This is a genomic window from Curtobacterium sp. PhB142, assembly GCF_004341255.1.
In the GTDB taxonomy this organism is placed as follows: domain Bacteria; phylum Actinomycetota; class Actinomycetes; order Actinomycetales; family Microbacteriaceae; genus Curtobacterium.
Genome location: NZ_SLUT01000002.1, coordinates 326,542 through 341,501, shown reverse-complemented (window position 1 = coordinate 341,501; position 14,960 = coordinate 326,542). Strand labels below are relative to the sequence as shown.

Below are 14,960 nucleotides of genomic sequence, written 5' to 3'. Positions count from 1 at the left end.
GCGGACGGGAGGCCCGTGGCCAGCTGGTCACGGGCCTCCCGTCCGCTTGTGGTCGCGTCTCATGCACGTGACACGCCGTCGGGTCAGGCGACGGCGCCGCGCTCGCGTTCGAGGCGCGCGATGCGCACGAGCGCAGCGCGCTCGGTGCCCGTCTGGTTGCCGAGCACCCCGCCGATCCCGTCGAGCACGAGTCCGGTCGCCCGGCCGACGGGCAGTTCGACGGGGCCGATCGCGGGCGCCCGCAGGCCGAGCATCGAGCGGTGGCGGGGGTCGAGCGTCGAGACGGCCCCCTGGAACAGCGCCTGGTAGCCGGGCCGCAGCATCAGCGCGAGCGGCGGGTTCTTGATGAACTTGACGACGTCGCGGGTGCGGGCCGTGACCGCGAGTTCGCCGCGGTCGAGGTACCCGTCCATCTGGGCGCGGAGCTCGGCCTCGGACTCCGGGGCGTCCTCGACGCGCATGAGCCGGCCGGCGGTCGCCCACTCGCGGACGTAGGCGTCGGCGCCGCCGGGGATCGGGCCGCCCCAGCGCTGCGCGGCCCGGAGGAACGCGTCGGTGAAGGCGAGGTGCACCCAGCGGGCCAGGTCGGGGTCGTTCGCCGCGTAGTCGCGTGCGATGCCGTGGCCGTCGACGTACTGGCCGCGAACCCGCTCGTGCAGGCGCAGCACCCACTCGCTCGCACCACGGGCGGTCGCGGTGTCGCCGTGCGAGACCGTGTAGATCCACCGGATGGTGCCGGCGAGTCGGCCGAACGGGTCCTCGCGGTAGCGGGAGTGGTCGGCGACGCCGGCGAGGGCTCCCGGGTGCAGCGCCTGGACGAGGAGTGCGCGGACGCCGGCGACGATCGTCTGCTTGCCGCCGTGCACCGCCCACGTCGCGGAACCGGGGCCGAAGAAGCCAGCGTCGGTGCCGTCCTCGAGTTCGTCGATCCACTCCGGCTTGCTCGTCGCCCCACCGGTGAACGTGTCGTTGAGGCGGGAGCGGAAGGCATCGGAGACGGAGGGCATGGCGTCATCGTCCGTCCGTCCCCTGGGAGCGCGCTCGGCTTCGTGCACCCCGGTGGCGCCCGATGCCGCCCGGTGCTTCCCAGCGGGCGCCGGGGTGGCCCGCTAGGTTGAGACGCGTGAGCATCGACACGCCTCGTCCCTGGCTTGCCTCGTACGCCCCGGGGGTCCCGCACGACATCGAGGAACAGCACGGTTCCCTGATCGACCTGGTCGAGGAATCGGCGCGACGGTTCCCGGGCAGGGTCGCGCTCGAGTTCTTCACGCGGACGACCAGCTACGCCGACCTGCAGGAGCAGATCCTCCGCGCGGCGAACGGCCTCCGCAAGCTCGGCGTCGGTGCCGGCGACCGGGTCGCGATCGTGCTGCCGAACTGCCCGCAGCACATCGTGGCGTTCTACGCGGTCCTGCGCCTCGGCGCGATCGTGGTCGAGCACAACCCGCTGTACACGCCGCGCGAGCTCCGCCACCAGTTCGAGGACCACGGCGCCAAGGTCGCGATCGCCTGGGACAAGTCCGTCGCGACGCTGCAGGACTTCCCTGCCGACGTGAAGCTCGACGCGATCGTGTCGGTCGACCTGACCCGAGCGATGCCCCGCAGCACCCGGCTCGCCCTGGCCCTGCCGGTGGCGAAGGCCCGCGAGTCCCGCGCGAAGCTCACCACCTCGGTGCGCGGCACGACGAAGTGGGACGACCTGGTCGGCACCCGCAAGCTGTCGAAGCGCCACCCGCGGCCGTCGACGGACGACATCGCCCTGATCCAGTACACCTCGGGCACCACCGGCACGCCGAAGGGCGCGGTCCTCACGCACCGGAACCTGCTGGCCAACGCCGCGCAGGCCCGCGCCTGGGTGCCGCAGATCCGTCGGGGCGACAACGTCGTGTACGCGGTGCTGCCGATGTTCCACGCCTACGGCCTCACGCTGTGCCTGACCTTCGCGATGAGCATGGCCTCGCGGCTCGTGCTGTTCCCGACGTTCGACCCGGCCCTCGTGCTCACCGCGATCAAGAAGCACCCGCCGACGTTCCTGCCGGCCGTCCCGCCGATCTACGCCCGACTGCAGCACGCCGCCGACTCGGCGAAGGTCTCGCTCGAGGGCATCGAGATCGGCATCTCGGGCGCCATGCCGCTGTCGCAGGACATCGTCGAACCGTGGGAAGCCCGGACCGGCGGGTACCTGGTCGAGGGCTACGGGCTGTCCGAGTGCTCCCCCGTGCTGATGGCGAACCCGGTGTCCCCGGAGCGTCGCCTCGGCTCCATCGGTCTGCCGTTGTCCTCCACCGAGGCCCGCGTGGTCGACCCCGACGACAGCACGAAGGTGCTCGGCGTCGACGAGCCCGGTGAACTGCAGGTCCGCGGGCCGCAGGTGTTCCGCGGCTACTGGGGCAAGGCCGAGGCCACGGACGAGGTCTTCACCCCCGACGGCTGGTTCCGCACCGGCGACATCGTGGCAATCGGCGCCGACGGCTACGTCCGGATCGTCGACCGTCTGAAGGAGCTCATCATCACGGGCGGCTTCAACGTGTCGCCGTCCGAGGTCGAGGACGCCCTGCTCAAGCACCCGAGCGTCAAGGAGGTCGCGGTCGTCGGCATCACGCAGGGCGGCAACGAGCAGGTCGTCGCCGCCGTCGTGCCGAAGGACCCGTCCTCGTTCGACGCCGCGGCGCTGCGGGCGTGGGCGCGCGACCAGCTGGCGGCGTACAAGGTGCCGCGTCGGGTCGTCGTGGTCGAGGACCTGCCGCGCTCGATGATCGGCAAGGTGCTGCGGCGGAAGGTGCGGGACCAGATCCTCGCCGACGACTGACGACTGACGACTGACGACTGACGGCTGGCGACTGACGTCGTCAGTGCCCGACGCGCGTCAGCGCAGGCGTCGCCCCGGCACCGCGAGCACGGCGAGCCCGGCCACCACGAGCGCGATGCCGACCCACCCTGTCGCGCCGAGGTGCTCCCCGACGACGAGCACGGCGAGCACCGCTGCGACCACGGGCTCGAGCAACGACACCAGGGTCGCGACCGAGGCACCGACGGACCGCAACCCCACGGCGTACAGCGAGTGCCCGAGCACCGTCGGCACCAGGGCCAGGTACAGGAACACCGGCCAGTTGTCGCCCTCGCCGACGTACGGTGCGCCGCCGAGGGCCACCAGCACGACGAGCGGCACGGCAGCGATGCCGAACACGGCGCCGACGAGCCCGCGGCCGTTCGGCAGCCCCGCCGCGACGGCTTCGACCCCGGGCCCGCCGGGTACCGACACCGCCCCGGCCGCCGCGTGCAGTCCCCTCGCCACCGCCCACGAGTACAGCGCGTACGTGAGTCCGGCGAGCAGTGCACTGGCGATCCCGAGCGCGAGCGCACCACCGCCGCCGTCGCGCTCCGACCGCGCCAGGGTCACGACGACCATGCCGGCCACGCTCACCAGCGTGGCGACGATCCACCTGCCGGTGACGGGCCTCCTGTCCGACACCCACTCGACGAGCCCGGCGAACACGGGTGACGACCCGATCGCGATGGTGGTGCCGAGGGCGACGCCCGCGTCGGCGAGGGCTGCGTAGAAGGCGACCGCGTAGACGACGAGCGCCCCTGCGCCGAGGAGCGCCCACCCCCGTGTGCGGCGTTCGGCGACGGCGCGGAGCGTGCCGCGTCCGGCGACGGCGGCGAGCACGAGTCCACCGATCCCGAAGGTGACGGCGCCGAAGACGAAGGCGGGGACGCCCGGGGCGAAGTGCGTCGCGGTGCCGGTGGTCCCCCAGACCGCGGCGGCGACGACCACCGCGGCGAGCCCGCCGGCGGGCGTCGGGACCCGGCGCGCGCTGGCGGGACCCGTCACGAGACGTGGATGGACGGGCGGCGGTGGACGTCGGGTTCGGCTTCGCGCAGGACCTCGCGCGTGACGGGTGCGACGTCGCCGGCCCCGGTGAACACGAACCGCAGGGCGTTCCGGATCGGGCTGCCCTCGTTCCACTCGAAGTAGATGCTCGGGACGACCCCGGCGGTGTCCCGGATCGCGAGCAGGGTCGAGGCGATGGTGTTCGGCACGTTGCCGGACCGGACCCGGAGCACACGGTGTCCGTGCACGACGTGCCCCTCGACCAGCAGATCCTCTTCGAAGTCGGACGAGTCGGCGGGCAGCACCTCGAGGAACATCGTCGGGACGCGCGCCGGGATGCCGGAGTCGCGCCGTTCCTCGCGCCCCTTCGCCCGGTACGCCTCGGCGGTGCCCGCACCCGGCTCGTTCGCGATGATGCAGACCGCGCTGAACTGGTCGGCGTCGGCCTCGACGAACTGCCGCGCCGTGGCGTCCAGCTCGATCGACGACGCGCGGAGCTCGAACGACCGGCGCACTCGCGAGACGAGCGACACCACGACGATGGCGATGATGAAGATCGCCGCGATCCGGACGCCGTCGGGCCGCTCGATGACGTTCGCGACCGTCGTGTAGACGAACACGACCGAGATGACGCCGAACGCGATGGTGCGCTTCTTCTGCTGCCGGCGACGAGCCGACAGGGTGACCGCGACCGCGGCGCTCGTGATCAGGACGAGCACGCCGGTGGCGTAGGCCCCGCCCTGGGCGTCGACGTTCGCGCGGAACACGATCGTGATCAGGAAGGCGATGAGCGTGAAGATGATGACGAGCGGCCGGGTCGCCCGTGCCCACTGCGGCGCCATGCCGTAACGGGGCAGGAACCGCGGCACCAGGTTGAGCAGGCCGGCCATCGCGCTCGCGCCGGCGAACCACAGGATCGCGACGGTCGAGAAGTCGTAGATCGATCCGAACACCCCACCGAGGTACTGGTGCGCCAGGAAGGCCAGGGCCCGCCCGTTCGCACCGCCGCCCGGCTGGAACTCGTGCTGCGGGATGAGGAACGTCGTCGCGATCGACGAGGTGATCAGGAACGAGCTCATGATCACGGCCGCGACGGTCAGGAGCCGCTTCGTGCCGCGGATCCGACCCTCGGGCCGGGCACTCGTGTCGTCCGACGCGTCACCGCGCACCTGCGGCATCACCGCGACGCCGGTCTCGAACCCGGACAGGCCGAGCGCGAGCTTCGGGAACACGACGAGCGCGATGCCGACCATGACGAGGGGGTTGCTGTGCTGCGCGGTGAGCCCCGACCACCAGTCGCTGGCGACCATCGGGTGCTCGAAGACGTGCCAGAGCGCGACCACCACGACGACGGCGTTCAGCGCGAGGAACACCGCGACGAGTCCGACCGCGATGCCGATCGCCTCCTTGAAGCCGCGGAGGAACACCACGCCGAGCAACAGCAGCAGCGCGAGGGTGAGCGGGACGGGGATCTCGGTGAACCAGTGCGGCGTGTACGGGTTCTCGGCGATGTGCGCCGTGGCGTCCGCTGCCGACAGCGTCATCGTGATCATGAAGTCGGTGACGGCGAACCCGAGCAGGACGAGCACCAGGAGCTTGCCGGCCCACCACGGCAGGAGCTTCTCGAGCATCATGATCGACCCGGCACCGCGGAAGCTGTCGCTCGCGACCCGGCGGTACACCGGCAGCGCCCCGAACAGGGTGACGAGCACGAGCACGATCGTGGCGATCGGCGACAGCAGACCGGCGGCGAGCGCCGCGATCGCCGGCTGGTACCCGAGGGTCGAGAAGTAGTCGACGCCGGTCAGGCACATGACCCGCCACCACGGGTGGGTCTTCTCGACCTCGACCTGGTGCGGACCCTGGTGGGATGCCCCTTGGTGGGCGCCCTGCAGCATCCAGCGACGCAGTCGGGCGCTGCGGTCGAGGGGTGGCTCCGTGGCGTCGCGCTGGGCGGCCCGCTCGGCGTCTGTCGCGGTCACGTGGACGATGCTAAGCCGTCCGGGTGACGCACGCGCGCACCCGGACGGCCCCTGTGGACGACTGCTACTTCGCGCTGATGCGGGTGTACTTGTTCACGGCCCACGGCACGAACACGACGAGCATCACGGCGATCCCGATCAGCACCGTCACGATCGGGTGCTGCATCGTCCAGATGTCCGGCACCGGCGCCGACCCGACGTTGCCGAACAGCTCACGCGCCGCCTGCACGAGCGACGACACCGGGTTCCACTCCGCGAACACCCGCAGCACCAGGGGCAGCGTGTCGCTCGGCACGAAGGCGTTCGAGATGAAGGTCAGCGGGAACAGGATCATGAACGAGGCGTTGTTGATGACCTCCGGCGTCTTGACGCTCATCCCGAGCAGCGCCATCACCCAGCTGAACGCGTAGCTGAACAGCAGCAGCAAGGCGATGCCGGCCAGGAACTCGAGCGGCGACGAGTTCACCCGCCACCCGACGGCCAGCCCGGTGAGCATCATGATCGCCATCGAGATCGAGTTGAGCACGAGGTCGGAGTTGGTCCGGCCGACGAGCACCGCGGACGCCGACATCGGCAGCGTGCGGAACCGGTCGATCAGGCCTTCCTTCAGGTCCTGCGCCATTGCCGAGCCCGAGAACGTGGCCCCGAAGACGACGGTCTGCGCGAAGATCCCCGCCATCAGGAACTGCGTGTAGTCGGTGCCCTCGACCGCGATCGCGCCGCCGTAGACCTGGCTGAAGAGCAGGACGAACATGATGGGCTGCAGCACCGCGAACACGAGCATGTCCGGCGACCGCTTGATCTTGATGAGGTTCCGCTTGGTGACGGTCCAGCCGTCCTCGAACCAGATGGCGACCGGCGAGGTGACGACGACGGGCAGTTGCCGACCCGGCGCGATGGTGGTGGCGGTCATCGGGCCGCCTCCTTCTGCTTGGTGGCGGCGGCTTCGTCGGCCTCGTCCTCCGTCGCGGCGTGGCCGGTGAGCCGCAGGAACACGTCGTCGAGGGTCGGTCGGCGCATGCCCGCGTCGTGCAGCTCGATGCCGGCGTCGCCGAGGTCGGCGAGCACCCGTTGCAGCGCGGTGGGGCCGGCCTCGACCGCGATGGCGTGGGTGCGGCCGTCACCAGAGGCCTCGACGTCGCCGACGCCGTAGCGCCGCAGGACGGTCGTCACGGCGTCACCGTCGGTCTCGTCCACCAGGGTCACGACGACCCGGTGGCCGCCGACCTGCGCCTTGAGGTGGTCAGCGGTGCCCTCGGCGATGACCCGGCCGTCGTCGATGACCGCGATGTCGTCGGCGAGCCGGTCGGCTTCTTCGAGGTACTGCGTGGTGAGCAGGACCGTGGCGCCCTGGGCCACCAGGTCCTCGATGATGCCCCAGAGCGCCAGCCGGCTGCGCGGGTCGAGGCCCGTGGTCGGCTCGTCGAGGAACAGCACGCGCGGGTTCATCACGAGGGCCCCGGCGAGGTCGATCCGTCGCCGCATGCCACCGGAGAAGCCCTTCACCGGGCGGTCCCCGGCCTCGGCCAGGTCGAACACGTCGATGAGCTCACGGGCACGCTCCCGCGACGTCTTCCGGCCCAGGTGGTAGAGCCGCCCGATCATCTCGAGGTTCTCGAAGCCGGTCAGGTTCTCGTCGACCGCGGCGTACTGCCCGGACACCCCGATGGACCGCCGGGTGGCCTGCGGATCGGCGATCACGTCGATGCCGTCGATCGTGGCCGTCCCGGAGTCCGGGGTGATGAGGGTGGTCAGCACCTTCACGGTCGTGGTCTTGCCCGCGCCGTTCGGCCCGAGCAGCGCCTTCACGGTGCCCTGGGGCACGGACAGGTCGAGTCCGGCCAGTGCGTGCACCGGTCCGGACTTCGACCGGTAGGTCTTGGTCAGCCCGGAGGCTTCGATGATGGCCATGTCGCTCCTTCGTCGGACACGGTGGGTACCGGGGTCCGGTGGGGCGACGGCCGTCACTCAGATGCCGAAGTCACCACCGAAGTCACTGGAGCCACCGCCGAAGTCGGATCCGCTGTCGCCCCAGCCCGCACTCTCGAACCCGCCGCCGTCGGACGCGCCACCATCGGACGCACCGCCGTCACCGGAGTCGGCTCCAGTGTCCTCCGAACCACCGTCACCCGCAGCGTCAGTACCGCCATCGAACGATCCGGGGTCCGGCAGGAAGGCGCTCATGATCGCCGACCCGATGACGTAGCCGGCCACGGTGCCGAGGATCGAGGCACCGATCATGCTGCCGAACGACGGTCCGCCGCGCTGCCCACCGAAGCGGCCACCACCACCGACGCCACCGAGCGAGCGCTCCATGAAGCCCGGCTGGCGGATCTCGGACCGCGTCGCCGACTGCGCGAGCGAGCGGGGGTCGTCGCCGCGAGGGGCCTCACCGGGAGGCGCCGTGCGGGTGAACTCGTCGTAGACCATGCGGCGCTGTTCGTCGGTCAGCTTCGCGAACGCCTCGGCGTGGACCTCTTCGATGCGCTCGGGCGGCGCCGTGCGGAGCAGGTAGCGGTACCGCTCCACCGCGCGCTCGTCGTCGGTCGTCGCGCTCTGCCGCTGCGCGGGTGCACCGCCCCACTGCGGCACGCCGTACTGGCCGCCCTGCTGCTGCCCGGCCGGCACCCCCGTCGGCGCGGGCTGGTGGTACGACTGCTGGCCGTACCGGTAGCCCTGCTGCTGCGGTTGCTGCGGCTGCCCCCACTGGTTCTGCTGCGCGTCGTCCTGCCGCGCGTCACCGGTGCGGTCGCGGTCCGGACGTCCGAGCAGGCGGTCGAGGAATCCCATGGTCGATGCTCCTTCGGGTGCACGGGTGATCCGGTCGGACCGCCCGTGGCCTGCCACCCTATGGAGCACGGTCGGCCGCTGACTGAGCGCCCGCTCAGAGTCAGCCGTGCGCCGCCGCGCCCGCGGGCGCACCGTGCGCACCTGCACGACCCGTGCCGGGTTGGCAGCACCGTGCGCGCCTACAGCACCGCACCCAGCGGCCGACCCCGCACCAGAACGCGGACCCCGCACCGTGCGCACCACCCACCCGACGGGAGGCCCGTACCCGACCCGACCCGCGCCTCCAGTCCGCACCGTGCGCACCTGCACGACCCGTGCCGGGTTGGCAGCACCGTGCGCGCCTACAGCACCGCACCCAGCGGCCAACCCCGCACCAGAACGCGGACCCCGCACCGTGCGCCGGCCACCCCTGCCGCGCGCACGCGCCGGCTCAGCCCGCCGCCGCGCCCACGGCGAGCGCGGCCGTCCACACCCCGTGCAGCTCGTCGGCGGCCCCGGGGTGCGCCACCAGGAACGGCTCGCCCACGGGCGGGAAGCCCTCGACCGGGCCGGAGCGGGTCAGCACGATCCCGCCGGCCTCGTGCACGAGCAGCACGGCGGCCCCGTGGTCGACCGGGTTGAACGCCGACACGCACCCGCCGATCCCCCGGCCGGCCGCCACCTGCGCGATGGTCAGCGTGCCGGAGCCCTGCACCCGCAGCGTGCACGACCGGTCGGCCAGGGCGTCGAGGAACGCACCGAACCCGGGCCACGGCCGGTGCCCGTCGAGCTCGGTGCCGACGACCGCACCGGCGAGCGGCCGCGGGGTGTCGTCCAGCTGGAGCGGACGGTCGCGCAGGGTGGCACCGCGTCCGCGCCGCGCCTCGAGGACCTCGCCCCGCCACGGGTCGGCCACGACGCCGACGAGCGGCCGGCCACCGCGGGTCAGGCAGAGCGACATCGACGTCCAGGGCACGCCGTTCGCCAGGTTCGTGGTGCCGTCGACGGGGTCCAGGTACCAGCGGTGCCGGTCGCCGGGTGCGTCGCCGTACTCCTCGCCGGTGAAGCCGTGCGTCGGGAACGCCATCCGGACGCGGGACCGGACGTGCTGTTCGACCAGTCGGTCCACGTCGGTGACGAGGTCCGCCGGGTTCGCCTTGGTCCGCACCTCGCTGACGGGGTGCTCGCGGGTGAAGGCGATGACCTCGTGCGCGATGCGGTGTGCCAGGGCCTGGGCGCGCGAGGCGACCTCGGTCTCGGTCGGCTCGCGGTCCCGTTCCGGCCAGCCGTCCCGCTCCGCCGACGACAGCGCGGCGCCGATCGCACCGACGTCGTTCGTGGTGATCGAGTCGACGCCGAGCCGTGCCGCCCAGAGCGCCGGTTCGGCCTCGTCGACGGTCCAGACGGCGACCCGCAGCCCCAGGGCGTGCGCAGCCTCGATCGTGCGCGGGGTGAGGAACGCGATGTCGAGGTTCAGGGTGGACGGGGTCAACGCCTCGAGGTCTGCCGGAGCGGGCGGGTCGAGCGACTCCCACGCGAGCCAGACGTCGGCGTCGGGCAGCACCGAGCGGACCGCGGCCATCGCCGCCGGCGCTCCGCACCACGCCACGGTGGTGGACGCGGTGGACCCCGCGACGGTGCGGGCAGCGACGAGTCCGTCGGCCGCGTCCGTCAGGTCGATCAGCAGCACCGAGTGGCAGCCGTCGAGCCGTTCGAGTGCGGCGTCGAGCCGCGGGATCCGGTCGAGGCCGTTGCCGAGCCGGGCGACGTCGCACCAGGCGACGTCGGACACTCGTCGGGCGTCGCCCCACATCCGGCCGAGGGTCTCGTCGTGCAGCAGGACGGCGACGTCGTCGGCCGTGCGACGGACGTCGACCTCGATGACCTCGGCGCCGAGCGCCTCGGCGACCGCGATGGCGGGCAGGGTGTTCTCGCGCCGGACGCGCGGCGCACCGCGGTGGGCGACGAGCCGTGGCGGACGCACGCCGTGCCTCCCGGTCGGGCTGGTGGCGACCACCTGGTCGGCGGGCGCCGACACCGGGGCGCTCACCGGGAGCCCCCGAGCAGGGCGCCGTCGCGGTACACGAGCACCTCGCCGAGGCGAACGCCGGTCTCGGTGCCGACCGTCGGGGGTGCTCCGGTGACGAACGCGCGGAGCTCGGCGCCGTCGGCGGCCAGCACGACCTCGGCGAAGTGCCCGCGCATCAGCACGCGGGCGACGGTCGCACGGATCGGCGAGTCGTCGGTGAGCACCACCTGCTCGGGTCGGATCAGGACCGTGTCCGCCACGGTCGGGCTGACCGACGTGCCGGCCAGGAACCGGCCGGCGACGGGGCTCGTCGACCCGATGAACGACGCGACGAACCCGGTGGCGGGGCGGGCGTACAGCTCGGTGGGCGTCGCGATCTGCTCGATGCGGCCGTCGTGCATGACCGCGATCCGGTCCGAGATGCTGAGCGCCTCGTCCTGGTCGTGCGTCACGATGACGGTCGTGATGCCGAGACGCTGCTGGATGCGCCGGATCTCGTCGCGGACGCTCACCCGGAGCTTCGCGTCGAGGTTCGACAGCGGCTCGTCGAGGAGCAGCACGTCGGGCTCCTGCACGATCGCCCGCGCCAGGGCGACCCGCTGCTGCTCACCGCCCGAGATCGCGGTCGGTTTCGACCCGGCGTGGTGGCTCAGACCGACGAGGTCGAGCGCCTCCCGCACCCGCTCCGCCACCCGCTGCTTCGGCACGCGTCTGGTCCGCAGCGGGAACGCCACGTTCTGCGTCACCGTCATGTGCGGCCACAGTGCGTAGTTCTGGAACACCATCGCGCTCGGACGACGCTCCGGACCGATCGACGTGACGTCGCGGTCCCCCATCGTCACGACGCCGCCGTCGGCGGGCAGGAACCCCGCCACCATCCGGAGCGTCGTCGTCTTGCCGCACCCGGACGGGCCGAGCAGCGAGACGAGCTCGCCCTTCGCGACGTCGAGGTCGATGCCCGCGACCACGTCGCGTCCGCCGAGCGTCTTGCGCAGTCCGCGGATGGTGAGTCCGCCGGTGCGGGACCGGTCGGTCGTGCTGCCGTCGGCCTGGAGGCCCGGTGCGCGTTCCGCGACGAGCGTTGCGTCCGTCATCTGGTCGCCTTTCGTGCTGGTGGTGGTCATCGGTGTCGGTCCGGGTGTCAGCTCGGTCGGTTGCGGCCGCGTCATCGGATCTGGAAGCCGTCCGCCAGGCGGCCGCCCATGATGTGCTTCCGGGCGAGGAGCAGCAGGACCACGGACGGGATGCTCAACGCGATCGCGAACACCGCGGAGACCTGGCGTGGGGAGTTCAGGACGAGCGAGTACATCGCCGTCGGCATCGTCATGTAGGTCGGCGCGCCGACCAAGTACGTGCCCTGCGCCTCGTCGAACGACGCGAGGAACGACATCACCATCGCGACGAGGATCCCCGGCCACGCGATCGGGAACGTCACCCGCCAGAAGGTCCGCCAGCGGCTCGCTCCGGCGTCGCGTGCTGCCTCCTCGAGGGACCGCGGCACGGCCGAGAACGCGGCGGCGGGCAGCCACGTCATGAACACCACGCACCCGAGGACGTGCACGATGAGGATGCCCGTGACCGTGTTCATGAGGTTCAGCGCGGTGAACATGGCCGACATCGTGACGAAGAGGCCCATCTTCGGGAACGCGTTCGTGGCGAACAGCCCGACCAGGACGAGCCGTCGCCCGGGGAACTCGATGCGGCTGATCGCCCACGCGGCCGGCAGGCAGACCACCGCGGCGATGAGGACCGTCAGCGGGGCGAGGACGAGCGAGTTCTGGACGGCGACCGCAAGGCTCCGGTCCTCGAACACGGTGCCCCACCACTGCAGCGTCCAGCCGTCGGGCAACAGGTTCGGGTACGTCCACGTCGTGGCGAAGGCACGAGCCGCCAGCCAGAGGAGCGGACCGAGCACGAAGACGGCCAGCACGACGGCGGTCGCCCAGACCAGGGTGTTCCCGGTGAGTCGCTTGATCACGGCTGCTCCTGCTTCTGCTGCTGCTTCCGCAGCTCGCCGGCGTTCGCCCGGACCGTCGAGCGCAGGTAGAACACGCTCGCGGCCGCGGCGAAGGCGAACACGATGAACGCCATCGCCGTCGACTGCTGCGGGCGGTTGTAGGCCTGGAAGTACTTCGAGATGTCGACACCGAGCATCGTCGGGGCGTTCGGACCGGTGAAGTACGGCACCGTGAACGACCCGAGGACCCCGATGACGGTGAACGTCGTCGCGATGACGAGCGGGGTCGCCGCCATCGGCAGGAGCACCTGCCAGACCACCCGCCAGGTGCTCGCGCCGGCGTCCTTCGCAGCTTCGACCAGGGCGTCCGGGGTGCCCTGCAGCGCGCCGGCGATCATCAGCACCGCGAACGGCAGGCTCGTCCAGACGCTGCCGAACACCACGGCAACGAGGGTGTACCCCCACACCGGGACGTCGAGGCCGAACTGGGCACCGAGGCTGCGGAGGAAGCCCTGCGCATCGGTGAACGTCAGGACCGACCAACTCGCGATGACCACCGGCACGAAGAGCGGGACCACGGCCAGGACGCTGAGGCTCTTGCCGAGGAAACCACCGCGGAGCCGGAGGATCACCGCCACCGCCACGGCGAGCGCCACGGTCAGGCCGGTCGACAACGCGGTGACCCCGAGCGTCGCGACGAGGTCGCGCAGGAACGTGGCGTTGCCGAGCAGGGTGCCGTACACCGCGAACGAGAAGCCGCGCACGGTGTCGCCGCCGATGTCTGCGAGTGCCTGGTTCAGGCCGCCGGTGAACCCGAGGCTGAACAGGGCGGCGTTCACGACGGGCACGCCGACGAACAGGACCACGACGAGGACGGGCGCCGCGACGAGGGCGAGGCCCTGCCACCGCCGACGGCGGTCGAGCCGCTCCTGGACGGACAGCCGACCTGCGGTGTCCGCCGTGCCGTGGGCGGGCGACGGGACGGGCGGGAGGCCCGTGGCGGAGTCGCCACGGGCCTCCCGGTCGGTCGCCGGGCCGTCCTGGACGGTCTGGGTCACTGCGGGACCTTCGCGTCCCACGCCGCGTTCATGTCGGCGGCGAAGTCGCTCTGGAACCCGAGGCGGAGCTGCGAGGGGTTCGCGTCGGCGAACTGCTCCGCGACCGACGCCGGCAGGCTGTCGAGCGGGATGACCGGGTAGCCGGAGACGGCGCTCGCGACGAGCTGCTGCCCCTTGGAGCTCAGCACGAAGTCGGCGAGCTGCTCGGCGGCGGCCTTCTTGGCCTTCGGCTCGGTCTTCGGGATGCCGAGGAAGCTCGCGCTGCCGGTGAACGACGGGTCGGTGATCTGGATCGCCTTGACGGTCTTCGGGATCACGCCGGTCTTCTGCGAGGTGATGAACTGGTCGCTCCACACCGGCGCCATCGCGATCTGGCCGCTGCCGAGCAGCTGCACGACCTGGTCGTTGCCGTTCGGGTAGACCCCCTTCTGGTACGTCGAGGGGCCGAGGTCCTTGAGCGCTGCGAAACCCTTGTCCCACTTCGACTCGAGCGACTTGTCGTACGTCGTCTGCATCGTCGCCTGCTCATCCGCGGTCAGGTACTTCGCGAGCACCGTGGCCACGAACGAGCCGCCGGAGCCGCCGGACGACGGGGAGTTGTACGCGAACTGACCGGGGTTGGCCGTGATCCAGGCGAGGAGGTCGTCGAGGCTCTCCGGCGGGTCCGTCACCTTGCTCGAGTCGTAGGCGAGCAGGACGCTCGAGGCGCGGTACGGGATCGCGCTGTCGCCGCCCTGCTGCTTCGTGGCCTCGGGCACGTCCTTCAGGTTCGGGATCGTGCTGTCGCTGACCGTGCTGAGCAGTCCGGCCTTGCCCGCGGTGCTGACGAAGCCGGCGTCGACCAGGTCGTACGCGACGGACTTGCCGGCCTTGACCGCGGTGGCCAGGTTCGCCTGGGTCTGCGCGTCGTGCTCGCCGTGCAGGTCGATGCTCGTGCTGACGTGGATCTTCGGGTTCGCCTTCTCGAAGGCGGGGATGAGCGACTTGTCCCAGAGGTCCTGGACGTTCGTGTCGCCGCTGATGAACACGGTGAGGTTCGTGGTGCCGCCGCTCGTGTCCGCGGCGTTCGAGGCGTTGGCGCTCTGGACGCAGCCGGACAGTGCGACGGTCGCGGCCGCCGCGATGGCGAGGCCGGCGAGGACTCGGGTCTTCACGTGGGTTCTCCCTGTTCCGTGGGGTGGGGGTCGTGCGGGGTGGGGGTAGTGCTGGCCGCGTGGGAACGTTCCCGCGCCGAGGTCGAGTGTGGCGCTGCCGGGTGAACGCCGGGTGCCGCGGGCGTCGCCGCCGGGTGAACTCCGGGGGCGGGGTGCGGGGTCGGGGCTCGGGGCTC

The 14,960-nt window shown here is 71.9% G+C and carries 12 protein-coding genes; 1 reads left to right on the top strand and 11 read right to left on the bottom strand.

Features of this window, described 5'->3' with window-relative positions:
* Nucleotides 1–83 precede the first annotated feature (83 nt).
* Nucleotides 84–1,007: an oxygenase MpaB family protein gene (locus EDF31_RS04995; protein ID WP_123673206.1), complete on the bottom strand. Its 924-nt coding sequence runs from the start codon at nt 1,005–1,007 to the stop codon at nt 84–86.
* Between the two features lie 116 nt (nt 1,008–1,123).
* Between EDF31_RS04995 and EDF31_RS04990 the strand changes: the two genes are divergently transcribed.
* Nucleotides 1,124–2,809 carry a long-chain-fatty-acid--CoA ligase gene (locus EDF31_RS04990; RefSeq protein ID WP_131845386.1) on the top strand — a complete coding sequence of 562 codons (1,686 nt, stop codon included), beginning with the start codon at nt 1,124–1,126 and terminating at the stop codon, nt 2,807–2,809.
* Between the two features lie 57 nt (nt 2,810–2,866).
* On the opposite strand, the gene EDF31_RS04985 is transcribed toward EDF31_RS04990, so the two are convergent.
* From EDF31_RS04985 to EDF31_RS04940, 10 genes are all read right to left on the bottom strand, one after another.
* Nucleotides 2,867–3,835: an EamA family transporter gene (locus tag EDF31_RS04985; RefSeq protein WP_131845385.1), complete on the bottom strand. Its 969-nt coding sequence runs from the start codon at nt 3,833–3,835 to the stop codon at nt 2,867–2,869.
* Complete coding sequence (locus EDF31_RS04980) at nt 3,832–5,733, bottom strand: amino acid transporter (RefSeq protein WP_243648898.1); 1,902 nt, start codon at nt 5,731–5,733, stop codon at nt 3,832–3,834. The genes EDF31_RS04985 and EDF31_RS04980 overlap by 4 nt, the downstream gene beginning before the upstream one ends.
* Nucleotides 5,734–5,881: 148 nt before the next feature.
* Nucleotides 5,882–6,730, bottom strand: coding sequence for an ABC transporter permease (locus tag EDF31_RS04975; RefSeq protein ID WP_123294045.1), 849 nt, complete (start codon nt 6,728–6,730; stop codon nt 5,882–5,884).
* A complete protein-coding gene (locus EDF31_RS04970) occupies nt 6,727–7,728 on the bottom strand; it encodes an ATP-binding cassette domain-containing protein (protein WP_131845383.1) in 1,002 nt (333 codons plus the stop codon). The genes EDF31_RS04975 and EDF31_RS04970 overlap by 4 nt, the downstream gene beginning before the upstream one ends.
* Nucleotides 7,729–7,785: 57 nt before the next feature.
* Nucleotides 7,786–8,607 carry a hypothetical protein gene (locus tag EDF31_RS04965; protein WP_243649867.1) on the bottom strand — a complete coding sequence of 274 codons (822 nt, stop codon included), beginning with the start codon at nt 8,605–8,607 and terminating at the stop codon, nt 7,786–7,788.
* A 430-nt stretch (nt 8,608–9,037) separates the two neighbouring features.
* Nucleotides 9,038–10,636 (bottom strand): inositol monophosphatase family protein, encoded by a 1,599-nt coding sequence (locus EDF31_RS04960; RefSeq protein WP_131845382.1) that lies wholly within the window; start codon nt 10,634–10,636, stop codon nt 9,038–9,040.
* Entirely contained in the window at nt 10,633–11,709 is a 1,077-nt protein-coding gene (locus tag EDF31_RS04955; protein ID WP_243649866.1) for an ABC transporter ATP-binding protein, read from the bottom strand. The genes EDF31_RS04960 and EDF31_RS04955 overlap by 4 nt, the downstream gene beginning before the upstream one ends.
* 71 nt (nt 11,710–11,780) lie before the next feature.
* Nucleotides 11,781–12,593: an ABC transporter permease subunit gene (locus tag EDF31_RS04950; protein WP_123340755.1), complete on the bottom strand. Its 813-nt coding sequence runs from the start codon at nt 12,591–12,593 to the stop codon at nt 11,781–11,783.
* Nucleotides 12,590–13,630, bottom strand: coding sequence for an ABC transporter permease subunit (locus EDF31_RS04945; protein WP_131845380.1), 1,041 nt, complete (start codon nt 13,628–13,630; stop codon nt 12,590–12,592). The genes EDF31_RS04950 and EDF31_RS04945 overlap by 4 nt, the downstream gene beginning before the upstream one ends.
* On the bottom strand, nt 13,627–14,784 hold the full coding sequence (locus EDF31_RS04940) for an extracellular solute-binding protein (RefSeq protein ID WP_131845379.1): 1,158 nt from the start codon (nt 14,782–14,784) through the stop codon (nt 13,627–13,629). The genes EDF31_RS04945 and EDF31_RS04940 overlap by 4 nt, the downstream gene beginning before the upstream one ends.
* Between the last annotated feature and the right edge of the window lie 176 nt (nt 14,785–14,960).